General features: G+C 71.1%; 17 protein-coding genes. 9 read left to right on the forward strand and 8 right to left on the reverse strand.

All coding sequences use genetic code 11. From position 1 onward, the window contains the following. Positions 1-34: 34 nt before the first annotated feature. From coaE to rpsA, 3 genes are all read right to left on the reverse strand, one after another. Positions 35-664, reverse strand: a complete 630-nt coding sequence (coaE, locus tag ACZ5VD_RS24175) for a dephospho-CoA kinase (RefSeq protein WP_468683242.1) — start codon at positions 662-664, stop codon at positions 35-37. Positions 665-721: 57 nt separating this feature from the next. Continuing rightward, entirely contained in the window at positions 722-1,660 is a 939-nt protein-coding gene (locus ACZ5VD_RS24180; RefSeq protein ID WP_468549521.1) for a PAC2 family protein, read from the reverse strand. A 363-nt stretch (positions 1,661-2,023) separates the two neighbouring features. Beyond that, positions 2,024-3,541 (reverse strand): 30S ribosomal protein S1, encoded by a 1,518-nt coding sequence (gene rpsA / locus ACZ5VD_RS24185; protein WP_468549520.1) that lies wholly within the window; start codon positions 3,539-3,541, stop codon positions 2,024-2,026. A 341-nt stretch (positions 3,542-3,882) separates the two neighbouring features. On the opposite strand from rpsA, the gene ACZ5VD_RS24190 reads away from it, so the two are divergent. Both ACZ5VD_RS24190 and hrpB read left to right on the forward strand, forming a co-directional pair. Next, entirely contained in the window at positions 3,883-4,764 is an 882-nt protein-coding gene (locus tag ACZ5VD_RS24190; RefSeq protein WP_468549519.1) for a class I SAM-dependent methyltransferase, read from the forward strand. Positions 4,765-4,840: 76 nt separating this feature from the next. Then, on the forward strand, positions 4,841-7,414 hold the full coding sequence (gene hrpB / locus ACZ5VD_RS24195; RefSeq protein WP_468683243.1) for an ATP-dependent helicase HrpB: 2,574 nt from the start codon (positions 4,841-4,843) through the stop codon (positions 7,412-7,414). On the opposite strand, the gene pgfA is transcribed toward hrpB, so the two are convergent. The 3 genes from pgfA to ACZ5VD_RS24210 form a co-directional block, all read right to left on the reverse strand. Next, entirely contained in the window at positions 7,404-8,396 is a 993-nt protein-coding gene (gene pgfA / locus ACZ5VD_RS24200) for a cell envelope lipid trafficking protein PgfA (protein WP_468683245.1), read from the reverse strand. The two genes, hrpB and pgfA, sit on opposite strands and share 11 nt — an antisense overlap. 21 nt (positions 8,397-8,417) lie before the next feature. Beyond that, the gene (locus ACZ5VD_RS24205) at positions 8,418-8,552 is read right to left on the reverse strand and encodes an SPW_0924 family protein (protein WP_468549516.1); all 135 of its coding nucleotides are present in this window, start codon (positions 8,550-8,552) and stop codon (positions 8,418-8,420) included. A gap of 179 nt (positions 8,553-8,731) precedes the next feature. Further along, complete coding sequence (locus ACZ5VD_RS24210) at positions 8,732-10,462, reverse strand: lytic transglycosylase domain-containing protein (protein ID WP_468683247.1); 1,731 nt, start codon at positions 10,460-10,462, stop codon at positions 8,732-8,734. A 319-nt stretch (positions 10,463-10,781) separates the two neighbouring features. On the opposite strand from ACZ5VD_RS24210, the gene ACZ5VD_RS24215 reads away from it, so the two are divergent. Next, on the forward strand, positions 10,782-11,636 hold the full coding sequence (locus ACZ5VD_RS24215; protein WP_468683249.1) for a DUF4184 family protein: 855 nt from the start codon (positions 10,782-10,784) through the stop codon (positions 11,634-11,636). Here the strand turns inward: ACZ5VD_RS24215 and ACZ5VD_RS24220 are convergent. Both ACZ5VD_RS24220 and polA read right to left on the reverse strand, forming a co-directional pair. Then, positions 11,557-12,057, reverse strand: a complete 501-nt coding sequence (locus ACZ5VD_RS24220; protein ID WP_468683250.1) for a hypothetical protein — start codon at positions 12,055-12,057, stop codon at positions 11,557-11,559. The genes ACZ5VD_RS24215 and ACZ5VD_RS24220 overlap by 80 nt on opposite strands. Positions 12,058-12,375: 318 nt before the next feature. Next, on the reverse strand, positions 12,376-15,102 hold the full coding sequence (polA, locus tag ACZ5VD_RS24225; RefSeq protein ID WP_468683251.1) for a DNA polymerase I: 2,727 nt from the start codon (positions 15,100-15,102) through the stop codon (positions 12,376-12,378). A 240-nt stretch (positions 15,103-15,342) separates the two neighbouring features. Here polA and ACZ5VD_RS24230 point away from each other — a divergent pair, with 240 nt between their 5' ends. The 6 genes from ACZ5VD_RS24230 (at position 15,343) to ACZ5VD_RS24255 (ending at position 23,356) form a co-directional block, all read left to right on the forward strand. Continuing rightward, complete coding sequence (locus ACZ5VD_RS24230; protein ID WP_468549512.1) at positions 15,343-17,622, forward strand: FdhF/YdeP family oxidoreductase; 2,280 nt, start codon at positions 15,343-15,345, stop codon at positions 17,620-17,622. 80 nt (positions 17,623-17,702) lie between these two features. Further along, positions 17,703-18,191: a PaaI family thioesterase gene (locus ACZ5VD_RS24235; protein WP_468549511.1), complete on the forward strand. Its 489-nt coding sequence runs from the start codon at positions 17,703-17,705 to the stop codon at positions 18,189-18,191. A gap of 102 nt (positions 18,192-18,293) precedes the next feature. Next, complete coding sequence (locus tag ACZ5VD_RS24240) at positions 18,294-19,049, forward strand: hypothetical protein (protein ID WP_468683252.1); 756 nt, start codon at positions 18,294-18,296, stop codon at positions 19,047-19,049. 200 nt (positions 19,050-19,249) lie between these two features. Next, on the forward strand, positions 19,250-20,479 hold the full coding sequence (locus tag ACZ5VD_RS24245) for a branched-chain amino acid ABC transporter substrate-binding protein (protein WP_468549509.1): 1,230 nt from the start codon (positions 19,250-19,252) through the stop codon (positions 20,477-20,479). A gap of 151 nt (positions 20,480-20,630) precedes the next feature. After that, positions 20,631-21,560 carry a branched-chain amino acid ABC transporter permease gene (locus ACZ5VD_RS24250; RefSeq protein WP_468549508.1) on the forward strand — a complete coding sequence of 310 codons (930 nt, stop codon included), beginning with the start codon at positions 20,631-20,633 and terminating at the stop codon, positions 21,558-21,560. Positions 21,561-21,565: 5 nt separating this feature from the next. Then, positions 21,566-23,356, forward strand: a complete 1,791-nt coding sequence (locus ACZ5VD_RS24255) for a branched-chain amino acid ABC transporter permease (protein WP_468683358.1) — start codon at positions 21,566-21,568, stop codon at positions 23,354-23,356. Positions 23,357-23,360 lie beyond the last annotated feature (4 nt).

Consider the following 23,360-nt stretch of genomic DNA (forward strand, 5'->3'; position numbering starts at 1 on the left):
TCACTCAGCGGGTTCAACGCCCGGACCGGGGGCGCTATTCCTGAGGCTGCCGGGGCGAGGGCCCTCGCGTGTGGGCTCGGTGCACGAGGTCGGCCCAGACCTCCTTGACCCGCTGCTCCAGCTGCTCCAGCGGTACGTCGTTGTCGACGACGATGTCCGCGATCTCCAGGCGCTGGTCGCGGGTCGCCTGCGCGGCCATGCGGGCGCGGGCGTCCGCCTCGGTCATCCCGCGCCGCCCGACCAGGCGGTCGAGCTGGGTCTCGGGGGGCGCGTCGACGACGATCACGACGTCGTACAGCGGCGCGAGGCCGTTCTCGGTGAGGAGGGGGACGTCATGGATGACGACGGCGTCCTCGGCGGCGGCCGATTCGAGCTCGCGGGAGCGGGTGCCCACCAGGGGGTGCACGATCGAGTTCAGGACGGCGAGCTTCTCGGGGTCGGCGAAGACGATGGAGCCGAGCCGGGGGCGGTCCAGTGTTCCGTCGGCGGCGAGCACCTCCGCGCCGAAGGCCTCGACGACCGCGGCGAGCCCGGCCGTACCCGGCGCGACCACCTCGCGCGCGATCCGGTCCGCGTCGACCAGCACGGCACCGCACGCGACGAGCAGCCGTGACACCTCACTCTTACCGGCACCGATGCCGCCGGTCAGGCCCACCTTCAGCATGAGCCGAAGCTTAGGGCCTGCCACCGACAACGCACCCGGCGGGAGGCAAGAGAGCGGCTAGCCCTCGCCCTCCCGCTCCGCCAGGAACTTCTCGAACTCCAGCCCGATCTCGTCCGCCGACGGGATGTCGACGGGCTCGGCGAGCATGTTGCCGCGGGTCTCGGCGCCCGCGGCGGCGTCGTACTGGTGCTCCAGGCCCTGGACGAGGGCGACGAGTTCCTCGTCGCCCTCCTGGATCTGGCGGTCGATCTCGGTCTGGGTGCGGTGCGCGTCCGTGCGCAGGGCGTGCGCGATGCCGGGCAGGACCAGCCCGGTGGCGGCCGTGATGGCCTCCAGGACGGTCAGCGCCGCGTCCGGGTACGGGGAGCGGGCGATGTAGTGCGGGACGTGCGCGGCGACGCCCAGCACCTCGTGTCCGGCCTCCATGAGGCGGTACTCGACCAGGGCCTCGGCGCTGCCGGGCACCTGGGCCTCGTCGAAGGGGCTGCGGTGGCCCGGGACGAGGTCGTTGCGGTTGCCGTGCGGGGTGAGGCCCACGGGGCGGGTGTGCGGGACACCCATGGGGATGCCGTGGAAGTTCACCGCCAGGCGGACGCCGAGGCGCTCCACGATCTGTTGGACGGCCGCGGCGAAGCGCTCCCACTCCACGTCGGGCTCGGGCCCGGCGAGCAGCAGGAAGGGTGCCCCGGTGGCGTCCTGGACGAGGTGCACCTCGATGGTGGGCTCCTCGTACTCGACCCAGCGGTCGCGCTTGAACGTCAGCAACGGGCGGCGGGCACGGTAGTCCACCAGCCGGTCGTGGTCGAAGCGGGCGACGACCTGGTGCGGCAGCGTGTCGAGGATCCGGTCGACGATCTGGTCGCCGGTCTCGCCCGCGTCGATGTAGCCGTCGAAGTGGTAGAGCATGACAAGACCGGCCGACTCCTGGGCGAGCGCCATGTCGACCACGGCGAGGCCCTTCGGCTCCCATGCGTACAAACCCTGCGGATCAAGCACTGTGACCGCTCCTCCTCGTGTTCGTACTGCACAACGCGGTGCAGAGCGTGGGCATTCCCGCCCGCGCCCCTGATCAGGCACCTCTTACAGCCTTTTCATGTGCCACTGCGGTGTGTCACCGCCTCAAGAGGGCTCCACGCGCGCGTGGAGTGCGGTCACGGCCTTCCGCGCGGAGGTGAATGGCCCCGGTGCTGCCGGGCGTCGGTGTGGACGCATCTCGAACGGCCGGATACGGCCCGGCGGTTACGCGTGTGCCGCGCAGGTATCCGCACGGGTGGCGGCGCACGCACCGAGGGCCCGTATCCCAGTGGGATACGGGCCCTCGGCTATGAAGAGCTACTCCGAAGAGCTACTGCTCGGTGATCAGCTCTGGCCGCCGGCCAGCTTCTCACGCAGAGCGGCAAGCGCCTCGTCCGAAGCAAGCGCGCCGGAGTTGTCCGGACCCTCGGAGGAGTACGAACCGCCGCCGCCGCCACCGCCGCTGCCACCGGCCGCGGCCGGAGCCGCAGCCTCGCTGCCGCCCTCGGCGGCAGCGGCCTCGTCCGCCTCGCGGGACTTGATGACCTGAGCCTGGTGCTGCTCGAAGCGCGTCTGCGCCTCGGCGTACTGGGTCTCCCAGACCTCACGCTGCGACTCGAAGCCTTCGAGCCAGTCGTTGGTCTCGGGGTCGAAGCCCTCGGGGTAGATGTAGTTGCCCTGGTCGTCGTACGACGCGGCCATGCCGTACAGCGTCGGGTCGAAGTCGACCGCGGACGGGTCGGCACCGAAGGCCTCGTTGGCCTGCTTCAGCGAGAGGCTGATGCGACGGCGTTCGAGGTCGATGTCGATGACCTTGACGAAGATCTCGTCGTTGACCTGGACGACCTGCTCCGGGATCTCCACGTGGCGCTCGGCCAGCTCGGAGATGTGGACCAGACCCTCGATGCCCTCGTCCACGCGGACGAACGCACCGAACGGAACCAGCTTCGTGACCTTGCCGGGCACGACCTGGCCGATCTGGTGGGTCCGGGCGAACTGCTGCCACGGGTCTTCCTGCGTCGCCTTCAGTGACAGGGAGACACGCTCGCGGTCCATGTCGACGTCGAGAACCTCGACGGTGACTTCCTGGCCGACCTCGACAACCTCGGAGGGGTGGTCGATGTGCTTCCAGGAAAGCTCGGAGACGTGCACGAGACCGTCGACGCCACCCAGGTCCACGAAGGCACCGAAGTTGACGATCGAGGAGACCACGCCGGAGCGGACCTGACCCTTCTGCAGGGTCGTGAGGAACGTCTGGCGGACCTCGGACTGGGTCTGCTCCAGCCAGGCACGGCGGGACAGGACCACGTTGTTGCGGTTCTTGTCCAGCTCGATGATCTTGGCCTCGAGCTCCTTGCCCACGTAGGGCTGGAGGTCGCGGACACGGCGCATCTCGACGAGAGAAGCCGGCAGGAAGCCACGGAGGCCGATGTCGAGGATGAGACCACCCTTGACGACCTCGATGACGGTACCGGTGACGATGCCGTCTTCTTCCTTGATCTTCTCGATGGTGCCCCAGGCGCGCTCGTACTGGGCGCGCTTCTTCGAGAGGATCAGGCGGCCTTCCTTGTCCTCCTTCTGGAGAACAAGGGCTTCGATCTCGTCGCCGACCTTGACGACCTCGTTCGGGTCGACGTCGTGCTTGATCGAGAGCTCGCGGCTCGGGATCACGCCTTCGGTCTTGTAACCGATGTCGAGCAGGACCTCGTCCCGGTCGACCTTCACGATGACGCCGTCGACGATGTCGCCGTCGTTGAAGTACTTGATCGTCTCGTCGATCGCGGCGAGGAATGCTTCCTCGTTACCGATGTCGTTGACCGCTACCTGCGGAGTGGTAGAGGTGGTCTCGGTGCTGCTCGTCATGTGGGAAAGGGCTCCGGTACGGACGGTGAGTCGTAGGTACTGCTCACGCCGGGAGCCCGTTTCGCACTGTAGAAGGCCGGACAGCCAAGGAAGCGCGCCTCCGGCAGAACCGGTGATACGCCTCAAGAACCGAGGGGACATACATACAGATGCGAGCGCGACCTGCTACGTCTGAGGTGCGCAAGCCCGCAGCGCAACTTGTAGCATACGGGGGCAGCCGAGCAGGGTCAATGCGCGAAGGCGCACACCCGGGGCGGATCGCCGCATACCCGGCACAAAACCAGTCTCACGAGGCCACAGGGGCCCTTCGGGGTCCCCTTCGTGACGCCCGCCGGGACAGGTTGGGCGGAAGAGGCCGCAGACTAATACGACAGGAGCCGATCATCCAAGAGCCCGAAGCCACCGAGCGCGAAGCCACCGAGCCGGAAGAGGCCGAGCCCGAGGCCACCCGGCGTTCGGCCGATGTCACGGAGAGCTCCCGGGCCAACCGGGGCTGGTGGGACCGCAACGCGGACGACTACCAGGTCGAGCACGGCACGTTCCTCGGCGACGACCGCTTCGTGTGGTGTCCCGAGGGCCTCGACGAGGTGGAGGCCGAGCTGCTCGGCCCGCCCGAGGAGCTGAAGGGCCGGGACGTCCTGGAGATCGGCGCCGGCGCGGCCCAGTGCGCGCGCTGGCTGGCCGCTCAGGGTGCCCGGCCGGTGGCCCTGGATCTCTCCCACCGCCAGCTCCAGCACGCGCTGCGCATCGGCGGATCGTTCCCGCTGGTGTGCGCCGACGCGGGCGCGCTGCCGTTCGCGGACGGCTCCTTCGACCTGGCCTGCTCGGCGTACGGCGCGCTGCCCTTCGTCGCCGACCCGGTGCTGGTCCTGAAGGAGGTGCGCCGGGTCCTGCGACCCGGTGGCCGTTTCGTGTTCTCGGTGACGCACCCGGTCCGCTGGGCGTTCCCGGACGAGCCGGGCCCGGAGGGACTGTCGGTCTCCGCCTCGTACTTCGACCGCACGCCGTACGTCGAGCAGGACGACGACGGCCGCGCGGTGTACGTCGAGCACCACCGGACGGTCGGCGACCGGGTGCGGGACGTGGTGGCCGGGGGGTTCCGTCTGGTGGACCTGGTCGAGCCGGAGTGGCCGGCCTGGAACACCGCCGAGTGGGGCGGCTGGTCCCCGCTGCGCGGGAATCTGATCCCGGGGACGGCGATCTTCGTGTGCGAGCGGGACTGATCCTCGTGTGCGAGCGCGACTGAGGGAACACACGCGCGCGGGGAGGCCGTCCTCCCGGACGTACGACACTGGGGGCGTGATCCGTTACGACGCTCTCGACGCCCTGCCCGTACGCGGTGCCCTGTCCGCTCTGGACGAGGCCCTGGACGGGCACGGCACCGCCGTGCTTGTCGCGCCGCCCGGCACCGGCAAGACGACGCTGGTGCCGCTGGCCCTGGCAGGCCTGCTGGGTGAAGGGCCGGCGCGGCGGGTGGTGGTGGCGGAGCCGCGGCGGATCGCGGCGCGGGCGGCGGCCCGGCGGATGGCGTGGCTGCTGGGCGAGAAGGTCGGCCGGAGCGTCGGCTACACCGTGCGCGGTGAGCGGGTCGTGGGGCCACGCGCGCGCGTGGAGGTCGTCACGACCGGTGTGCTGTTGCAGCGGTTGCAGCGGGACCAGGAGCTGGCCGGGGTCGATGTGGTGGTGCTCGACGAGTGTCACGAGCGGCATCTGGACGCGGACACGGTGGCGGCGTTCCTGTGGGACGTGCGCGAGACGCTGCGGCCGGAGCTGCGGCTCGTGGCGGCGTCCGCGACGACCGACGCGCAGGGGTGGGCGCGGCTGCTGGGCGGGGCTCCGGTGGTCGAGGCGGCGGGGATCTCGTACCCGGTGGAGGTGGTGTGGGCGCCGCCGGTGCGTCCGGTACGGCCGCCGCACGGCATGCGGGTCGATCCCGTGCTGCTGACCCATGTGGCGTCGCTGGTGCGGCGGGCGCTGGCCGAGCGTGCGGGGGACGTGCTGTGTTTCCTGCCGGGGGTCGGCGAGATCGCGCGGGTCGCCGGGCAGCTCGGCGACCTCGGCGCGGTGGACGTGTTGCAGGTGCACGGGCGGGCGCCCGCCGCCGTGCAGGACGCGGTGCTGACTCCGGCGGGGCGGCGGCGGGTGGTCCTGGCGACCGCCGTGGCCGAGTCCTCGCTGACGGTTCCCGGTGTCCGGGTGGTCGTCGACTCGGGGCTGGCCCGGGAGCCGCGGGTCGACCACGCGCGCGGGCTGAGCGCGCTGACGACGGTACGGGCCTCGCAGGCGGCGGGCCGGCAGCGGGCGGGGCGGGCCGGACGGGAGGCGCCGGGTGCGGTGTACCGGTGCTGGACGGAGGCGGAGGACGCCCGTCTGTCGCGTTTCCCCGCTCCGGAGATCAAGGTGGCCGACCTGACGGCGTTCGCCCTGCAGACGGCCTGCTGGGGCGATCCCGGGGCGGCCGGGCTGGCGCTGCTGGATCCCCCGCCGGGTGGGGCGATGGCGGCGGCCCGGGAGGTGTTGACGGCGATCGGGGCGGTCGACTCCGCCGGGCGGGCCACGCGGCGGGGTCTGCGGCTGGCGCGGCTGGGGCTGCATCCCCGGTTGGGGCGGGCTCTGCTGGACTCGGCCCCGGCGGTGGGGGCGGAGCGGGCCGCGGAGGTGGTGGCGTTGCTGAGCGATGAGCCGCCCCGGGAGTACGGCGACGATCTGGCGGCGGCGTTGCGGGCCGCGCGGCGCGGGGGTGAGGCGTATGCCGGGCGGTGGCGGGCGGAGGTCCGCCGGCTGCGGGCCGTCGCCGAGGAGAGTTCCCACCCGCCCACCGGTTCTCCTTCTCCGGTGCGGGCGGAGGAGGCCGAGGGGCCGGCGGCGAAGGCGCCGGACGGTGTGCCGGTGAAGATGACGGAGGACGGGCTCGTGGGGCTCGTCGCCTCTCTCGCGTTCCCCGAGCGGGTCGCCCGGGCCGACGGCGGCTCCTATCTCATGGTGTCCGGAACCCGTGCCGAGGTCGCGGAGGCCACCGGACTGCGCGGGGCCGCCTGGATCGCCGTGGCCGTCGCCGACCGTCCCGTCGGCAAGGGGCACGCGCGCGTGCGGCTCGGGGCGGTCGTCGACGAGGGCGTCGCCCGGCTGGCCGCGGGGACGCTGGCCCGGACGCGGGACGAGGTGCACTGGGCCGACGGGGACGTCGTCGCACGGCGGGTGGAGCGGCTGGGGGCCGTCGAACTCTCGGTGCGCCCGCTCAGGAACGCCGCCGCCGGTCTCGTACGGGAGGCCCTGCTCGAAGGGTTGCGGCAGGACGGGTTCGGGCTGTTGCGGTGGTCGCCCGACGCCGTCGTACTGCGCCGGCGGCTCGCCTTTCTCCGTCTGCGCCTCGGCGAGCCGTGGCCCGAGGTCTCCGACGAGGCGCTGCACGCGCGCGTGGACGAGTGGTTGGAGCCGGAGCTGGGGCGGGCACGGCGGCGGGCCGACCTCGCGCGGATCGACGCCGGGGCGGGGCTCGGCCGGCTGCTTCCGTGGGCCACCGGGGAGGCCGGGCGGCTCGACGAGCTGGCGCCCGAGCGGATCACCGTGCCCAGTGGGTCCAGGATCCGGATCGACTACGGCAACCCGGAACAGCCGGTTCTCGCCGTGAAGTTGCAGGAGATGTTCGGGTTGCAGGAGTCGCCGTCCGTGGCGGGGGTTCCCCTGCTGGTCCACCTCCTCTCCCCCGCGGGCCGGCCCACCGCCGTCACCGCCGACCTCGCCTCCTTCTGGAAGGAGGGCTACAAGGGCGTGCGGGCGGAGCTGCGGGGCCGGTATCCCAAGCACCCGTGGCCCGAGGACCCGGCCGGGGCGGAGCCGACGCGGTACACCAAGGCGCGGCTCAGGCCGTGACCGGTTCCGGTTCGGTGGTCTCGGCGGGGGCCGGGTCGTCGGGGCGGCGGCCTCGGGCCTCCAGATAGAGCGACAGGGACAGCAGGAGCGCGCCGAGGACCAGGAAGCCCCAGGGCAGGTACGAGGTCATCAGCAGGACCAGGGTGCGGTTGGACTTGACCAGGTCGACGGTGTGCTCGATGTAGTCCTCGCGCATCTTCACGTGGCCGGCGAACGCCGTCACCTTCTCGCGCCCGCCGAGCAGGCTGCCGCCGCGCAGTTCCTCCCTGTGGATCTCCTCGCCGTACACGGGGGCGCCGGTGAGGGGTTCGACCCAGAACTTGCGGACCGTGGTGTACCAGCGGGTGGTGCCGGTCTTGGCGACGGACTCGGGGGTGATGCCGGCGACGGGCATGGTGCGGGGGAAGGACACCTGGGTCCAGGGGATGGTCTGCTCGAAGTAGTAGACCTCGACGCCGCGGAAGTCGCGGGTGCCCTGGTAGTGGATGGGGGCCGTGACGCGGGCCTGCGCGTCGAAGTACTCGTAGTCCCGTTTCTCCGTCAGGAACGGCCACTTGAACTCGATGCCCTGGCGTCTGACCGGGGCGCCGTCGACCATCTCGCCGGTGGCGTGCACGGGTTCCTGGGTGTGGGCGTCGAAGATGTACCGCTCGGGAATCTTGGAGACCATCTTGCCGTCGGGTCCCTGGACGTAGGACAGGCCGTCCCAGACGACGACGTCCCGGCCCGCCGTCTTCTCGATCCGCTCGGAGGCCTCCACGTTGCCCTTGAGGGTCTGCACGATGGTGACCTTGGGGACCTTCTTCGCCTTCATCGTGCCGTAGTCGAGGAGGGTGGCGTCCTTGGCCTCCAGGACCATGTCCTGGTACTGGCCCGCCGGGATCTTCGCCAGGCGCGGGAAGGCGTACCAGCGCAGCAGGGGGGACAGCGCCGCGAAGAACACGGCGAGGGCGAGCAGGACGAGACTGGTTCTACGGCGCATCTCGGTCTCCCTCCCGAGTCGTCACGGGTGTGATGGCACCGTCGTCAGCAGCGGTTTCGGGGAGGTCCCGCCCGTCGGCGCCCCGAGGGCGGTGAGGGTGAGCACCAGGGCGAACGCGGCGGCCAGACCGGTCGCGGCGGCGATCAGGGCACGCATGCCTGCCTCCCGGCGAGCTGGAACTGATACAGCGTCAGGTCCGGCACCGTAGCAACGGGCGGGCGAGATGAGAACACGTTGCACACACAACGACGGCGCCCCCTCGGGAAAGGGGGCGCCGTCGTCGTACCGGGTCGTATCGAGTCGTACCGGGTCGTGCCGACTCGTGGGAGAGGCCGCTACGCGGAGGGACTGGCCGACTCGCTCGGGGAGGCCGAGGTCTCCGCCTCCGCCGCCGCCACGGTCAGCATGACGTTCAGTGCGGCGCCGCCCGTGGTCTCGATGCGGAGCATGAACGTGCCGGTGATGTCGTCGGAGTACAGCTTCGGCAGCTTCAACAGGCCGTTCGCGTCCGTCTTCAGGCCGGTCAGGGTGCGTACGGTCTTGCCGTCCGCGCCCTTGAAGTAGGGGCCCTTGTCGCTCTCGGTGGGGTCGAGCGCGGACTTGATCAGCGTGGCGGTGGCCGCCACCTTGTCGGCGACCGCGCCGTCGTACGTCGCCTTCACCTCGACGCGGTCGGCGAACTCGCCGCCCGGGGTGCAGGTCAGCGCGGTGTCACTGGTGCGGGTGAGGGTGTCGGCGGCGCGCTCGGCGACGGTGGCCCGGTAGTCGAGGCCGCTGATCGAGCGGCCCACGACGGTTGCCCGGACGGTGACGTCGCCGGTCTTCTCGCCCGCCTTCAGCGCGGGCGCCACGGCCACGCCGCTGCTGTTGGTGACGACCGTGGCGACGCTCTCGCCGCCGGTGAAGGTGGTGTCGGTGGCACCGACGATCGTGAAGCGGATCCGGACCTTGGCGACGGCCACACCGGCCTTGGTCTCGGCCCGGCTGCTGATCTTCTCGGTGAACGCGTCGCCCGCCTGCGCGGTGAGGTCGCTGGTGCCCGCGTCCTCCAGGTGGTCCACCGTGTCGGTGGGGGTGGGGGGCGTGGTCGGCGGCTTGGTCGACGGGGGTGTCACCGGCGGGGTGGGGCTCGGAGAGCCCGTGCCGGGCTTGTCGGGCTTGGGGCTGGGCTTGACCGAGGCCGGCGGCGAGGGCCGGGGGCCGGTCGTGCCGCCGCCGACGCTGTCGCTGTCGTCGCTGCGGTTGTCGGGCAGGGTGCCGGTGCCGTCGGGGACCTCGTGGGTGCCCTTGCGGTAGTACTCCAGCCACGTCATGACCGTGTTGAGGTAGTCCTGGGAGTTGTTGTAGCTGAGGATCGCGCTGTCGAGGTCGGTCTGGGTGGACAGGTCCCAGTCGAAGCGGCACAGGTAGTGGCCGGCGGCGAGCGCGGCGTCGTAGACGTTGTTGGGGTCCTTCTTGCCGTCGCCGTTGCCGTCGCGGCCCGCCCACTCCCAGGTGGAGGGGATGAACTGCATGGGGCCGACGGCGCGGTCGTAGGAGCTGTCCCCGTCGTAGGCGCCGTTGTCGGTGTCGCTGATGCTCGCGAAGCCGTTGCCGTTGAGCTGCGGGCCGAGGATCGGGGTGGTCGTGGTGCCGTCCGCGCCGACCCGGCCGCCGCCGGCGTGGCCCGACTCGACCTTGCCGATGGCGGCGAGGAGTTCCCAGGGCAGGTTGCAGCCGGGCTTGGCCGACCGCAGTTCGGTCGCGGCCTTCTTGTAGGCGTCCAGGACGGTCGCGGGGATGCCCGCCTCGGTCTCGGGCAGGGAGGCGGGCGTGCCTATGGTCGGCGAGGGGTTGGGGCTGTTCAGCGGCGGCAGGTCCGTGTAGTACGGCGAGTTGCCGGTCGCGCCGCCGTCGTCGGCGGCCGCGTCGGGCGTGGTCTCGGCGCCGGTGGTGGCGGTTCTGTTGCCCTGGTCGTCGGCCATCGCGCCGGGCCCCTGCGAGGCGGACAGTGCCGCGACCGCGAGCGCGGCCACGGCGGTGGTAGCCGCACCCTTGCGCAGCCTCCTGCCGAATTGCGCCGCCATAAGGTGAATCCCTCCCGTGGACGCCCGAGCGCCCGTCTCTGCCTGCCGCGCCGTCTGCCGCGCTTGTCCTCGCCCGTCTGGCACGCGTCTGTCGCATGTCAGTCGCACTCGACCTGTTGTGACGATCGAGATGCCGGGACGGTTGCCCCCTCGCGGCGACGTTCATGCGCTGTCCACCGCTCCGACGGAAATCCCCGGCACGGTGGCCCAGGCGACCCTACGACAACTTCCTTTCCTCGGGCACCCGTTCGTGCCCGATTTTCACCGGTTGGCCATGTGCGATCGTGGCGTGTCGGCCACTCACGCCCAAGGAGCCCCGTTGCCGTTCACTTTGAGCCATGCGGCAGCGGTACTGCCCGCCGTGCGCACCGACGGAACGGGCCGGGGTCCCCTGGTGCCGGCCGCGCTCGTGGCGGGCTCCTTCGCGCCCGACATGACCTACTACGCGGCGAGTGTCCTGCCCGGGGCCATGGAGTTCGGCGAGTTCACGCACTCCTTCACCGGGGTCTTCACCCTCGACGTGCCGGTCGCCTGGGCCCTGGTCGGGCTGTGGCTGCTGGTCCGGGAACCGCTGGTGGCGCTGCTCCCGCCGGCCCGGCAGCGGCGGGTGGCGACGCTGACGCGCTGCGGGGCGCCACGCGCGCGCGTACGGCCCGGTGCGGTGGCGTGGTGGTACGTGTCCGCCGTGCTGGGCGCGCTGACCCATGTCGTGTGGGACGCGTTCACCCATCTCGACCGGTGGGGGATGCGGCTCTTCCCCGTCCTCGGCGAGACGGTGACCGGCTCCCCTCTGTACTGGTATCTGCAGTACGGCGGTTCCGCACTCGCCGCGGTCGTGATCGCCGTGTTCGTCGCCTGCGCGCTACGGCGGACGCCCGCGGCCGATCCGGTGGGGGTGCCGGCGCTGTCGGCACGGGACCGGTGGTGGGCCGGTGCGGTGATCGGCGGCTGCGCGGTGGTCGGGGCGGTGCAGCGGGCGACGCGGTGGTGGGAGTACTGGGGGTCCACCGCGAAGCCCTGGGAGCTGATCCCGACGCTGTGCTTCGGGGCGGGCGCGGGCCTGTTCCTCGGGCTCGTGCTGTCCGCCGCGGGGATCAGGCTGTGGCGTCCGGCCCGGGCCGGTGAAGGGCCCGCGGTGGGCGAGGAGACGCGGAGCGGGCAGACCGCGCGCTGACGGCCGTGAACACCGTGAACGTGCCCATCGGGCGGGAGCGGGGCAGCAGCGTGAGCGCCAGGGCCAGATAGCCGCGGCCCAGATCGGCCCACAGCCGCCAGGCGGACGCCTCGCCCTCCTGTCGTACGGTGTCCCGCTCGCGGCGGCCGAGTCGGCGCCGGGTGCCCGCGGCGGCGTGCCGCAGGCCGGCCGTGAGGCCGCGGGGGACGCGGGCGACGGTCGCTCCGCGCAGGGTGGCGGCCAGCTCCGTGGGGGCGGTGGCGACCGCCCGGCGCAGGGCCGTGGCCGGGTCGGTGGGAATGCGGGCGGTACTCGCGGCGACCGCGAACGCCGGGACCGACGGCGGGGGCGGCGCCGGCGGGGCCGCGTCGGCGTGCGCCGGGGTGTTGGCCGTCCGGCGGTGGAGCGTGCGTATACCCATGGCCGCATCCTTACGGTCGGAGCGGCCGGGGGGCGTCCTCGCGGGGGCCACGCGAGTGACGGATTCCTCCGGGGGTGGCGTTCGGCCGTTCCGCTGCGCGCCGAGCCGCCTCGCAGGGTGGGCGCGGGACCGTGCCCGGCGGCCGGCGCCCCGTCTCCGCCGTACCGCCGAACGCACCCTCCGCGCCCCGCCCCCCCGGGCCGGCCCCGCCCCGCTCCGGCTCAGCACTGCCTGCTGCCTGCTGCCTGCTGCCTGCCGAAGGAGGGCACGTTCGTCGCCCCGCGCGCCACGAACGCCCCTCCATCGAACCGCCGGAGGCTAGTGCGCTGCCGATTCCCAGTCCGGGCCGACACCCACCGAGACGTCCAGGGGGGCCCGGAGGTGGACGGCGTCGGCCATTTCGTGGCGCAGGAGTTCCTCGGTGGCCGCCCGCTCGCCGGGGGCGATCTCCAGGACGATTTCGTCGTGGACCTGGAGCAGCATGCGGGACTTGAGGTCCGCCTTCTCCAGCGCCCGGCCCACATTGAGCATGGCGATCTTGACGATGTCCGCGGCGGTCCCCTGGATGGGCGCGTTGAGGGCCATCCGCTCGGCGGCCTCGCGGCGTTGACGGTTGTCGCTGTTGAGGTCGGGGAGGTAGCGGCGGCGCCCGAAGAGCGTCGCCGTGTAGCCGGTCGCCCTCGCCTCGTCCACGGCCCGGCGCAGATAGTCCCGTACGCCGCCGAAGCGCTCGAAGTACGCGTCCATCAGGGCACGGGCCTCACCCGCGTCGATGTTCAGCTGCTGGGAGAGGCCGAAGGCGGAGAGGCCGTACGCGAGGCCGTACGACATCGCCTTGATCTTGCGTCGCATCTCCGCGTCCACCGCGGCGGGCTCCACCCCGAACACCTGGGCGGCGGCCGTGGTGTGCAGGTCCTCACCGGAGGTGAACGCCTCGATGAGGCCCGCGTCCTCGGACAGGTGGGCCATCACGCGCAGTTCGATCTGGCTGTAGTCGGCGGTCATGAGGGACTCGAAGCCCTCGCCGACGACGAAGCCGCGCCGGATCGCCCGCCCCTCGTCGGTGCGGACCGGGATGTTCTGCAGGTTCGGGTCCGTGGACGACAGCCGGCCGGTCGCCGCGACCGTCTGGTTGAACGTGGTGTGGATGCGGCCGTCCGCCGCGACCGTCTTGATGAGGCCCTCGACGGTGACCCGCAGCTTGGCCTGTTCCCGATGCCGGAGCATGATCACCGGCAGTTCGTTGTCCGTCTGCGTCGCCAGCCAGGCGAGCGCGTCGGCGTCGGTGGTGTAGCCGGTCTTCGTCTTCTTCGTCTTCGGCAGGCCCAGTTCCCCGAAGAGGACCTCCTGGAGCTGCTTGGGCGAGCCCAGGTTGAACTCGTGCCCGGCCGCCGCGTGCGCCTCCTTCACGGCCTGCTGGACGGCGCCGGCAAACATCTGCTCCATGGCCTCCAGGTGGGCCCGGTCCGCGGCGATGCCGTGCCGCTCCATCCGGGCCAGCAGGGCCGAGGTGGGCAGTTCCACGTCACGCAGCAGGTCCGCGGCGCCGACCTCCTCCAGGCGGCCTTCGAAGGCCTCGCCCAGGTCGAGGATCGCCCGGGCCTGGACCATCAGGGCCTCGGCCTCGGCGCCGTCGTCCGCGCCGAAGGCCAGCTGCCCGTCGGCGGTCGCGGCGGGGGCCAGCTCCCGGTGCAGGTACTCCATGGACAGCGCGTCCAGGTCGAAGGAGCGACGGCCCGGCTTGACCAGGTAGGCGGCGAGCGCGGTGTCCATGCGGACGCCTTCGACGCTCCAGCCGTGCTCGACGAAGACCCGCATGACGCTCTTGGCGTTGTGGAGGACCTTCGGCCGGTCGGCGTCGGCGATCCAGGCCGCGAACGCCCTCTCGTCGGCCTCGTCCAGCTGGGACGGGTCGAACCAGGCGGCCGCCCCGCCGCCCGCGGCGAGCGCGATCTCGGCGACCGAGCCGGTGCCGAGCGCCCAGGTGTCGACGGTGGCCATGCCGAGGACCTCGGTGCCGTGCTCGGTGAGCCAGCCGGCCAGCTCGCCCGTGCCGAGCACGGTGCCGTCCAGCTCCACGCCACCGGTGACGACCGGGGCCGGCTCGGCCTCCTCCGCGCCCGGGTCGACGGCCAGCAGCCGCTCCCGCAGCGAGGGGTTCCTGATCTCCAGGGTGTCGAGGACCATCGCGAGCGCCGGGCGGTCGTACGGCGCGCGCTCCAGCTCGGTGACCGTCTTCGGCAGCTCGACGGTGCGGACCATCTCGGTCAGCCGGCGGTTGAGCTTGACGGCGTCGAGGTGGTCGCGGAGGTTCTGCCCGGCCTTGCCCTTGACCTCGTCGACCCGCTCGACCAGTTCCGCGAACGAACCGAACTGGTTGATCCACTTCGCGGCCGTCTTCTCGCCGACGCCCGGGATGCCGGGCAGGTTGTCGGACGGGTCGCCGCGCAGCGCCGCGAAGTCCGGGTACTGCGCGGGCGTCAACCCGTACTTCTCGACGACCTTCTCCGGGGTGAAGCGGGTCAGCTCGGAGACGCCCTTCGTCGGGTACAGCACCGTGGTGTGCTCGCTGACCAACTGGAAGGAGTCACGGTCGCCGGTGACGATCAGCACGTCGAACCCCGCGGCCTCGGCCTGCGTGGCGAGGGTGGCGATGACGTCGTCCGCCTCGAAGCCGTCGACCGCGAAGCGCTGCGCGTGCATCGCGTCGAGGACCTCGCCGATCAGCTCGACCTGGCCCTTGAACTCGTCCGGCGTCTTGGAGCGGTTCGCCTTGTACTCGGTGAACTCCTCGGAGCGCCAGGTCTTGCGGGACACGTCGAACGCCACCGCGAAGTGCGTGGGCGCCTCGTCGCGCAGGGTGTTGGCCAGCATCGACGCGAAGCCGTAGATCGCGTTCGTCGGCTGGCCCGTCGCCGTCGTGAAGTTCTCCGCGGGCAGCGCGAAGAACGCGCGGTAGGCCAGTGAGTGCCCGTCCATGAGCATCAGGCGGGGCCGGTCGCCGCCGGAGGGGTGTGCGGTCGTCTTCGATGCTGTTTCTGCCACGACACCGATCCTGCCACGCCCCACTGACACTCGGCCCCGCCCGCCACCGACGGCCGCCGCCGAGCCGCATCGCCGCCCTGCCCGCCCGCGCCCCGGCACGCCCGCCCGCGACTGTTGTCGGCGGCGCGTGCGAGGATCGTAGATGTACTCCACACACGTACGCGGCCGGGCAACGAGCCGGGGAACACCGGAACACACCGGGACCCGTCGGGACCCACCGGGAAACAAGGAGAGCGCGCGATGGCAACGAAGCCGCCCAAGGCAGATCCGGTCCAGGACGCGCCCCAGGTCGCCGAGCCGAAGCACGCGGCCGCGGGGATCCCGGCGATCGGCCACACCCTGCGCATCGCCCAGCAGCAGATGGGAGTGAAGCGCACCGCGCTGACCCTGCTGCGGGTCAACCAGAAGGACGGCTTCGACTGCCCGGGCTGCGCCTGGCCGGAGCCGGAGCACCGGCACGCGGCGGAGTTCTGCGAGAACGGCGCGAAGGCGGTCGCCGAGGAGGCCACCCTGCGCCGGGTCACCCCGGAGTTCTTCGCCGCGCACCCCGTCGCCGACCTCGCGAGGCGGAGCGGCTACTGGCTGGGCCAGCAGGGCCGGCTCACCCACCCCATGTACCTCCCCGAGGGCGGGGAGCGCTACGAACCGGTGAGCTGGGAGCGCGCCTTCGACATCGTCGCCGGGGAACTGAACGACCTCGCCTCCCCGGACGAGGCCCTCTTCTACACGTCCGGGCGCACCAGCAACGAAGCCGCCTTCCTCTACCAGCTGTTCGCCCGCGAGCTCGGCACCAACAACCTGCCGGACTGCTCCAACATGTGCCACGAGTCGTCCGGTTCGGCCCTGTCGGAGACGATCGGCATCGGCAAGGGCAGCGTCCTGCTCGAAGACCTCTACAAGGCCGACCTGATCGTCGTCGCCGGCCAGAACCCCGGCACCAACCACCCGCGGATGCTCTCCGCGCTGGAGAAGGCCAAGGCCAACGGCGCGAAGATCATCAGCGTCAACCCGCTGCCCGAGGCGGGCCTGGAGCGCTTCAAGAACCCACAGACCCCGCAGGGCATGCTCAAGGGCGCCGCGCTCAACGACCTGTTCCTGCAGATCCGCATCGGCGGCGACCAGGCCCTCTTCCGCCTCCTCAACAAGCTGATCCTTCAGACCGAGGGCGCGGTCGACGAGGAGTTCGTCCGCGAACACACCCACGGCTACGAGGAGTTCGTGGCCCAGGCGCAGGCCGCCGACTGGGACGAGACGCTCACGGCGACCGGTCTCACGCGCGCGGAGATCGAGGAAGCCCTGCGCATGGTCCTCGCCTCACAGCGCACCATCGTGTGCTGGGCGATGGGCCTCACCCAGCACAAGCACTCCGTGCCGACCATCCGCGAGGTCGTCAACTTCCTTCTCCTGCGCGGCAACATCGGCCGCCCCGGCGCGGGCGTGTGCCCGGTCCGCGGCCACTCGAACGTGCAGGGCGACCGCACCATGGGCATCTTCGAACGCCCCGCGCCCGCCTTCCTGGACGCCCTGGAGAGGGAGTTCGGCTTCGCGCCGCCCCGCGAGCACGGCTACGACGTCGTCCGCGCCATCCGCGCCCTGCGCGACGGCGAGGCGAAGGTCTTCTTCGCCATGGGCGGCAACTTCGTCTCCGCCTCCCCCGACACCGAGGTCACCGAGGCGGCCATGCGCCGGGCCCGGCTGACCGTGCACGTGTCGACCAAGCTCAACCGCTCGCACGCCGTCACGGGGGCGCGTGCCCTGATCCTGCCGACCTTGGGCCGCACCGAGCGCGATCTCCAGGGCGGCGGCGAGCAGTTCGTGACCGTCGAGGACTCCATGGGCATGGTGCACGCCTCCCGCGGCCGCCTGGAGCCGGCGAGCGCCCATCTGCTGTCCGAGCCGGCGATCGTGTGCCGCCTGGCCCGCCGCGTCCTCGGCGACCGATCCCGCACTCCCTGGGAGGAGTTCGAGAAGGACTACGCCACCGTCCGCGACCGCATCGCCCGGGTGATCCCCGGCTTCGAGGACTTCAACGCGCGCGTGGCCGACCCCTCCGGCTTCGCCCTCCCGCACGCCCCGCGCGACGAGCGCCGCTTCCCGACGGCCACCGGCAAGGCCAACTTCACCGCCGCGCCCGTCGAGTACCCCGCACTGCCCGAGGGCCGGCTGCTGCTGCAGACGCTGCGCTCCCACGACCAGTACAACACCACGATCTACGGCCTGGACGACCGCTACCGGGGCATCAAGAACGGCCGCCGGGTGGTGCTGGTGAACCCCGAGGACGCACGGACACTGGGGGTCGCCGACGGCTCGTACGTCGATCTCGTCGGCGAGTGGAAGGACGGGGTCGAGCGGCGGGCACCGGGGTTCCGCGTCGTGCACTACCCGACGGCCCGGGGCTGCGCCGCCGCCTACTACCCCGAGACCAACGTCCTGGTCCCCCTCGACGCCACCGCCGACACCAGCAACACCCCGGCCAGCAAGTCCGTCGTCATACGTCTGGAACAATCGGCAACCGACTGAGCGTTTGCTCAGCGGGCGGGTGGCCCTGCCACAGCCGCACCGACCACGACGTAGCGATCACGACGAACGGAGCCGGACGCATGGGCGAGCAGCAGCACGTGAAGTTCCCCCAGGAGGTCATCGACGAGTACGCCGCGCTCGGCGTCGACCTGCGGGCGCTCTTCTCCGCGGGACACCTCGGGACCCGGATGGGCGTACAGATCGTGGAGGCCTCGGCCGAGCGCGTCGTCGGCACCATGCCGATCGAGGGGAACACCCAGCCGTACGGCCTGCTGCACGGAGGCGCGTCCGCCGTGCTCGCCGAGACCCTCGGGTCGGTGGGCGCGATGCTGCACGGCGGCAGCTCGAAGCTCGCGGTCGGCGTCGACCTCAACTGCACCCACCACCGGGGCGCGCGGTCGGGCCTGGTGACCGGGGTCGCGACACCCGTGCACCGGGGCCGGTCCACGGCCACGTACGAGATCGTCATCAGCGACGAGGCCGAACGACGGGTCTGCACCGCACGGCTGACCTGCCTGCTGCGGGACGTGAACCCGGCCGACGCGGCCGCCCTGCGCCCCGCCGAGTGACCACGCGGACCGGCCGACCGAAGGGGCGGATGGCTCGATGCGGCGCCGACGAGGCGCCGCCCGCACCCGCCCCGGCTACCGTTTCCCCATGAGGCTGCCGCCATGACGGGCACCGGCCCCGTCGAGCCGGTCGAACCCGTCGAGCCCGCCAACTCGTCCGAGACAAAAGACAGTCACGACACCGGCACCACCGACGTCATCGGTGGTGCCGGCTCCGAGGCACCACGGCTCACCGACCGGCTGGGCGAGCGCCGGCGCGCCCTCCCCGCCCGCACCCGCCGAGCCGCCCTCGCCGCGGTGGCGGCAACGGCCGCCGCAGCGGCCGGAGTTCTCCTCGCGCCCGCCCGCACCGCCGCCCCCGACCGACCGGACCCGCCCGCCCCCGTCCCCTGGCCCGCCAACGTCACCACATGGCACTACCTGGGCCCCGCGGGCCCCGCACCGGCCGCCGCCTCCCCCACCGCGCGCTTCCGCTTCGCCGTCACCGTCGACCACGGCCCGCCCGTGACCCTCACCGTCACCGGCACCTCCTCCCCCGGCCTGCACGCCCGCACCACCCCCGAACCGGACGTCACCGTGCCCCCCGGACCACCCCGCCGCATCACCGTGGAGATCACCGTCGCCGACTGCGCGGGCCTCCCCCTGAGCGCCGACCTCCCTTTTCTCGACGTAACGCTGCGTAACACGTACGCAATGCAGCGCCACAGTTTCATCTTCGGACACGCGTTCCCACGGGACCTTTCCGAGCTCGTCCGAACGGCCTGCGCCCAGGTCAGGGCGTCAACGACCCCATGGCCAAGCGGAAGTGCACGTTCTCAGAATGCGGACCGAACGGAAAATCCACCAAAACGTTCCTAAGCACCCTTCGGTGAAGCGATCCGTCCATCACGTCATAACAAGAAAGTCACAAGCCAGCTGACGACGATGCTCCCAGCTACACACCGGGCTTAGAGTCACGGCCAGTCACCGCTCCATCGGGAGTTCGGTACCAGCGCGGCACCCACCACCCCCCACAGGGGCGGCTGTGCTTGCGGAAAGGACTGATTGTGCGACGTTCCATGGTGATACTTACCTCCGTCCTCGCGACTGGAGCTCTGACGCTCACCGCCTGCGGCTCCCGAGACGACGACGGCGGCGACAGCGGCGACAGCGACGGCGGCACCACCCTCACCATCGGCGTGGACGCCCCGCTCTCCGGCGAGAACTCCACCACCGGCCTCGGCATCCAGTACGGCGCCCAGATCGCCGTCGACGACGCCAACAAGGCCAAGCTCGTCGACGGCGTCACATTCAAGATCAAAGCCCTCGACGACAAGGCCCAGCCCGCCACCGGCCAGTCCAACGCCACGTCCATCACCGGCGACAAGACCGCCGTCGGCGCCGTCGGCCCGCTGAACTCCGGCGTCGCCCAGACCATGCAGCAGGTCTTCGCCTCCGCCAACATGGTCCAGATCTCCCCGGCGAACACCAACCCCGAACTGACCCAGGGCAAGAACTGGCAGACGGACAAGAAGCGGCCGTACAAGACGTACTTCCGCACCGCCACCACCGACGAACTCCAGGGCAGCTTCGCCGCCGGCTACGCCTTCAACAAGCTCAAGAAGAAGAAGGTCTTCGTCGTAGACGACAAGCAGACCTACGGCGCCGGCCTCGCGAAGATCTTCGCCGAACAGTTCAAGAAGGCCGGCGGACAGGTCGTCCAGACCGACCACGTCAACACCGGCACCAAGGACTTCGGCTCCCTCGTCACCAAGATCAAGAACTCCGGCGCCGACCTCCTCTACTACGGCGGCCAGTACGACGAGTCCGCACTGATCACCAAGCAGCTCAAGGACGCCGGCGTCAAGATCCCCCTCTTCGGCGGCGACGGCATGTTCGCCTCCACCTACATCGAGGCCGCCGGCGCCTCCTCCGAAGGCGACCTCGTCACCGCCATCGGCGTCCCCGCCGACACCCTCCCCGCCGCCAAGACGTTCATCGAGACGTACAAGGCCAAGGGCTACAAGGGTGACTACGGCGCCTACGGCGCCTACGCCTACGACGCCACCACCGCCATCATCAAGGCCGTGAAGGCAGCCGTGGACGCCAACGGCGGCAAGGTCCCCACCGACATCAACGCCCTGCGCTCCTCCGTCGTCGACGACGTCCAGAAGTCCGACTTCGAAGGCATCACCGGCAAGGTCGCCTTCGACCAGTACGGCGACACCACCAACAAGCAGCTCACCGTCTACCAGGTCGAAAAGGGCGTCTGGAAGGCTGTCGAGACCGGCACCGCCGAAGTCAACTGACCCAGCCCCCAGCACACCTCACCACGGGCCGCGCGGAAGGAGGACCCCGACCGCGCGGCCCGTTCCCACACCCAGACACCCGCACACCAGTGCACCCCCGCCCCCGCACACCACCAGTGCACACGACCACCAGCGACATGGAGGCCACGCGGTGAACACCCTGCCGCAGCAGCTGGCCAACGGGCTGCTCCTAGGCTCGATGTACGGGCTGATCGCCATCGGCTACACGATGGTGTACGGCATCGTCCAGCTCATCAACTTCGCGCACGGCGAAATCTTCATGACCGGGGCCTTCGGCGCCCTCACGGTCTACTTCTACATCCTCCCCGACGGCACAGCGATGGCCCTCGCCATCCCCCTCATGCTGATCGGCGGCGCCATCGTCGCCATCCTCATCGCCGTCGGAGCGGAACGGTTCGCCTACCGACCACTGCGCGGAGCACCCCGGCTAGCACCACTCATCACCGCGATCGGCCTCTCCCTGGCACTCCAGGAAGTCGTCCGCAACTTCTACCCCGGCGCCGACCGCACCCGCTCCTTCCCCGGCCTCGACACCATCCACCACATCGGCTCCGTCACCATCAAGGACGCCGACATCTTCCTCGTCGTCGCCGCCATCGTGTGCATGTCCGGCCTCGCCCTCTTCGTCCGCAGAAGCCGCACCGGCCGCGCCATGCAGGCCACCGCCCAGGACCCGGACACCGCCCAGCTCATGGGCATCGACACCAACCGCATCATCGTCATCGCCTTCGCCATCGGCGGCTTCTTCGCCGCCGTCGCAGCCGTCGCCTACGGCCTCAAATACGGCAACATCGACTACCGCATGGGCTTCCTGATGGGCCTCAAGGCCTTCACCGCAGCCGTCCTCGGAGGCATCGGCAACATCTACGGCGCCATGCTCGGCGGCCTCGTCCTCGGCGTCGCCGAAACCCTCGCCTCCGCCTACATCGACGGGATCCCCGGCATGCAGCAGCTCGGCGGCCAGGGCTGGTCCGACGTCTGGGCCTTCGCCCTCCTCATCCTCGTCCTCCTGCTGCGGCCACAAGGCCTGCTCGGCGAACGCGTCGCGGACAGGGCGTGAACACCATGACCGACACCACCAAAACCACGCCCGCCACCCGCGGCCTGCTCCCCCTCCCGGAAGCCGCCGCCCGCGCCCTCCTCCTCGTCGGCGGCATCGCCACCCTCGCCTCCGCGTTCCTCGCCTGGACCTGGACCTCCGAATTCCCCGGCGACCTCACCATCACCGGCTACCCCGGCGGCCTCCAATGGCTCACCTTCACCGCCGGCCTCCTCACCACCCTCTTCACCCTCGCCCTCTACGGCGTCCGCGGCCTCGGCTGGCTCCTCCCCGCCCGCAACAACGCCCCCCTCGTCCTCACCGCCCTCGGCGCCTTCGGCACCACCTGGTTCACCGTCATCGCCATCGCCAACAAACTCGGCGGCGTCGTCAACCTCGAACCCGGCGGCTGGATCGCGGCCATCGCCTCCCTGCTGCCCGTCCTCGGCGCCCTCGCCCTCCCCCAACAGGGCGTCGGCCAGGACAGCACCAAGGAAAGCCTCAAGGCCTACATCAGCAAACCCGACACCATCCCCGCCGCCCAGCCCCTCACACCCTGGCTGGAACGCGCCCTCATCACCCTCGCCACCATCCTCGGCCTCGGCATCTTCACCTACGGCATCGACACCGAGTACGGCGAACTCTTCATCGGCTACCTCATCGTCGTAGCCACCTCGCTCTGGGCCCTCAACACCGCCGGCATCAACGACCGGTTCTCCCGCCTCGTCGCCCACAACCGCAGCTTCACGCTCGCCATGGGCTTCCTCGCGGCCATCGCGTTCCCCTTCACCCAGACCGACGACCACTACGCCAACATCGGCGTCAACATCCTCATCTTCGGAACCGTCGCCCTCGGCCTCAACATCGTCGTCGGCCTCGCCGGCCTCCTCGACCTCGGATACGTCGCCTTCCTCGGCGTCGGCGCCTACACCGCCGCCCTCGTCTCCGGCTCCGAGTTCTCCCGCTTCTCCGGCGTCCAGTTCCCCTTCTGGGCCGCCGCCCTCACCGGCGCCGCCGCATCCCTGGTCTTCGGCATCCTCATCGGCGCCCCCACCCTGCGACTGCGCGGCGACTACCTCGCCATCGTCACCCTCGGCTTCGGAGAAATCTTCCGCATCGCCGTCAACAACATGGACGGCGACTCCGGCCCCGACATCACCAACGGACCCAACGGCATCCCCTCCATCCCCGACCTCAGCTTCTTCGGGTTCAACCTCGGCGAATCCCACGACATCGCCGGCATCACCCTCGGCCGCTTCGCCAACTACTACCTGCTCATGGTCCTCATCATGGCCATCGTCGTCCTCGTCTACACCCGCGCCGCCGACTCCCGCATCGGCCGCTCCTGGATCGCCATCCGCGAAGACGAAACCGCCGCCACCGCCATGGGCATCAACGGCTTCCGCGTCAAACTCATCGCCTTCGCCCTCGGCGCCTCCCTCGCCGGCCTCGCCGGCACCGTCAGCGCCCACGTCACCTACAGCGTCGTCCCCACCCCCTACCAGTTCGCCGGCGCCACACCCCCCAACTCCGCCTTCCTCCTCGCCGCCGTCGTCCTCGGCGGCATGGGCACCGTCGCCGGCCCCATCCTCGGCGCCGCCCTCCTCTACCTGCTCCCCGAAAAACTCGTCTTCCTCCAGGACAAGTCACTCCTCGCCTTCGGCATCGCCCTCATCCTCCTGATGCGCTTCCGCCCCGAAGGAATCATCGCCAACCGCCGCCGACAACTCGAATTCCACGAGACCGGCCAACTCGCCGTACCGGACAAACCAACGCTGACCGACGAACCGGCCACCGTGACCAAGGCGGGGGCGTGACCGA

The organism is Streptomyces sp. NPDC032822 (assembly GCF_055578825.1).

Bases quoted from the DNA above. Each gene is read 5' to 3' on its own strand.
- ACZ5VD_RS24235 (WP_468549511.1), top strand. From the start codon at position 17,703: ATGGGCGAGCAGCAGCACGTGAAGTTCCCCCAGGAGGTCATCGACGAG.
- ACZ5VD_RS24240 (WP_468683252.1), top strand. From the start codon at position 18,294: ATGACGGGCACCGGCCCCGTCGAGCCGGTCGAACCCGTCGAGCCCGCC.
- ACZ5VD_RS24210 (WP_468683247.1), bottom strand. From the start codon at position 10,462: ATGGCGGCGCAATTCGGCAGGAGGCTGCGCAAGGGTGCGGCTACCACC.
- ACZ5VD_RS24220 (WP_468683250.1), bottom strand. From the start codon at position 12,057: ATGGGTATACGCACGCTCCACCGCCGGACGGCCAACACCCCGGCGCAC.
- pgfA (WP_468683245.1), bottom strand. From the start codon at position 8,396: ATGCGCCGTAGAACCAGTCTCGTCCTGCTCGCCCTCGCCGTGTTCTTC.
- coaE (WP_468683242.1), bottom strand. From the start codon at position 664: ATGCTGAAGGTGGGCCTGACCGGCGGCATCGGTGCCGGTAAGAGTGAG.
- ACZ5VD_RS24230 (WP_468549512.1), top strand. From the start codon at position 15,343: ATGGCAACGAAGCCGCCCAAGGCAGATCCGGTCCAGGACGCGCCCCAG.
- ACZ5VD_RS24205 (WP_468549516.1), bottom strand. From the start codon at position 8,552: ATGCGTGCCCTGATCGCCGCCGCGACCGGTCTGGCCGCCGCGTTCGCC.
- ACZ5VD_RS24245 (WP_468549509.1), top strand. From the start codon at position 19,250: ATGGTGATACTTACCTCCGTCCTCGCGACTGGAGCTCTGACGCTCACC.
- rpsA (WP_468549520.1), bottom strand. From the start codon at position 3,541: ATGACGAGCAGCACCGAGACCACCTCTACCACTCCGCAGGTAGCGGTC.
- ACZ5VD_RS24255 (WP_468683358.1), top strand. From the start codon at position 21,566: ATGACCGACACCACCAAAACCACGCCCGCCACCCGCGGCCTGCTCCCC.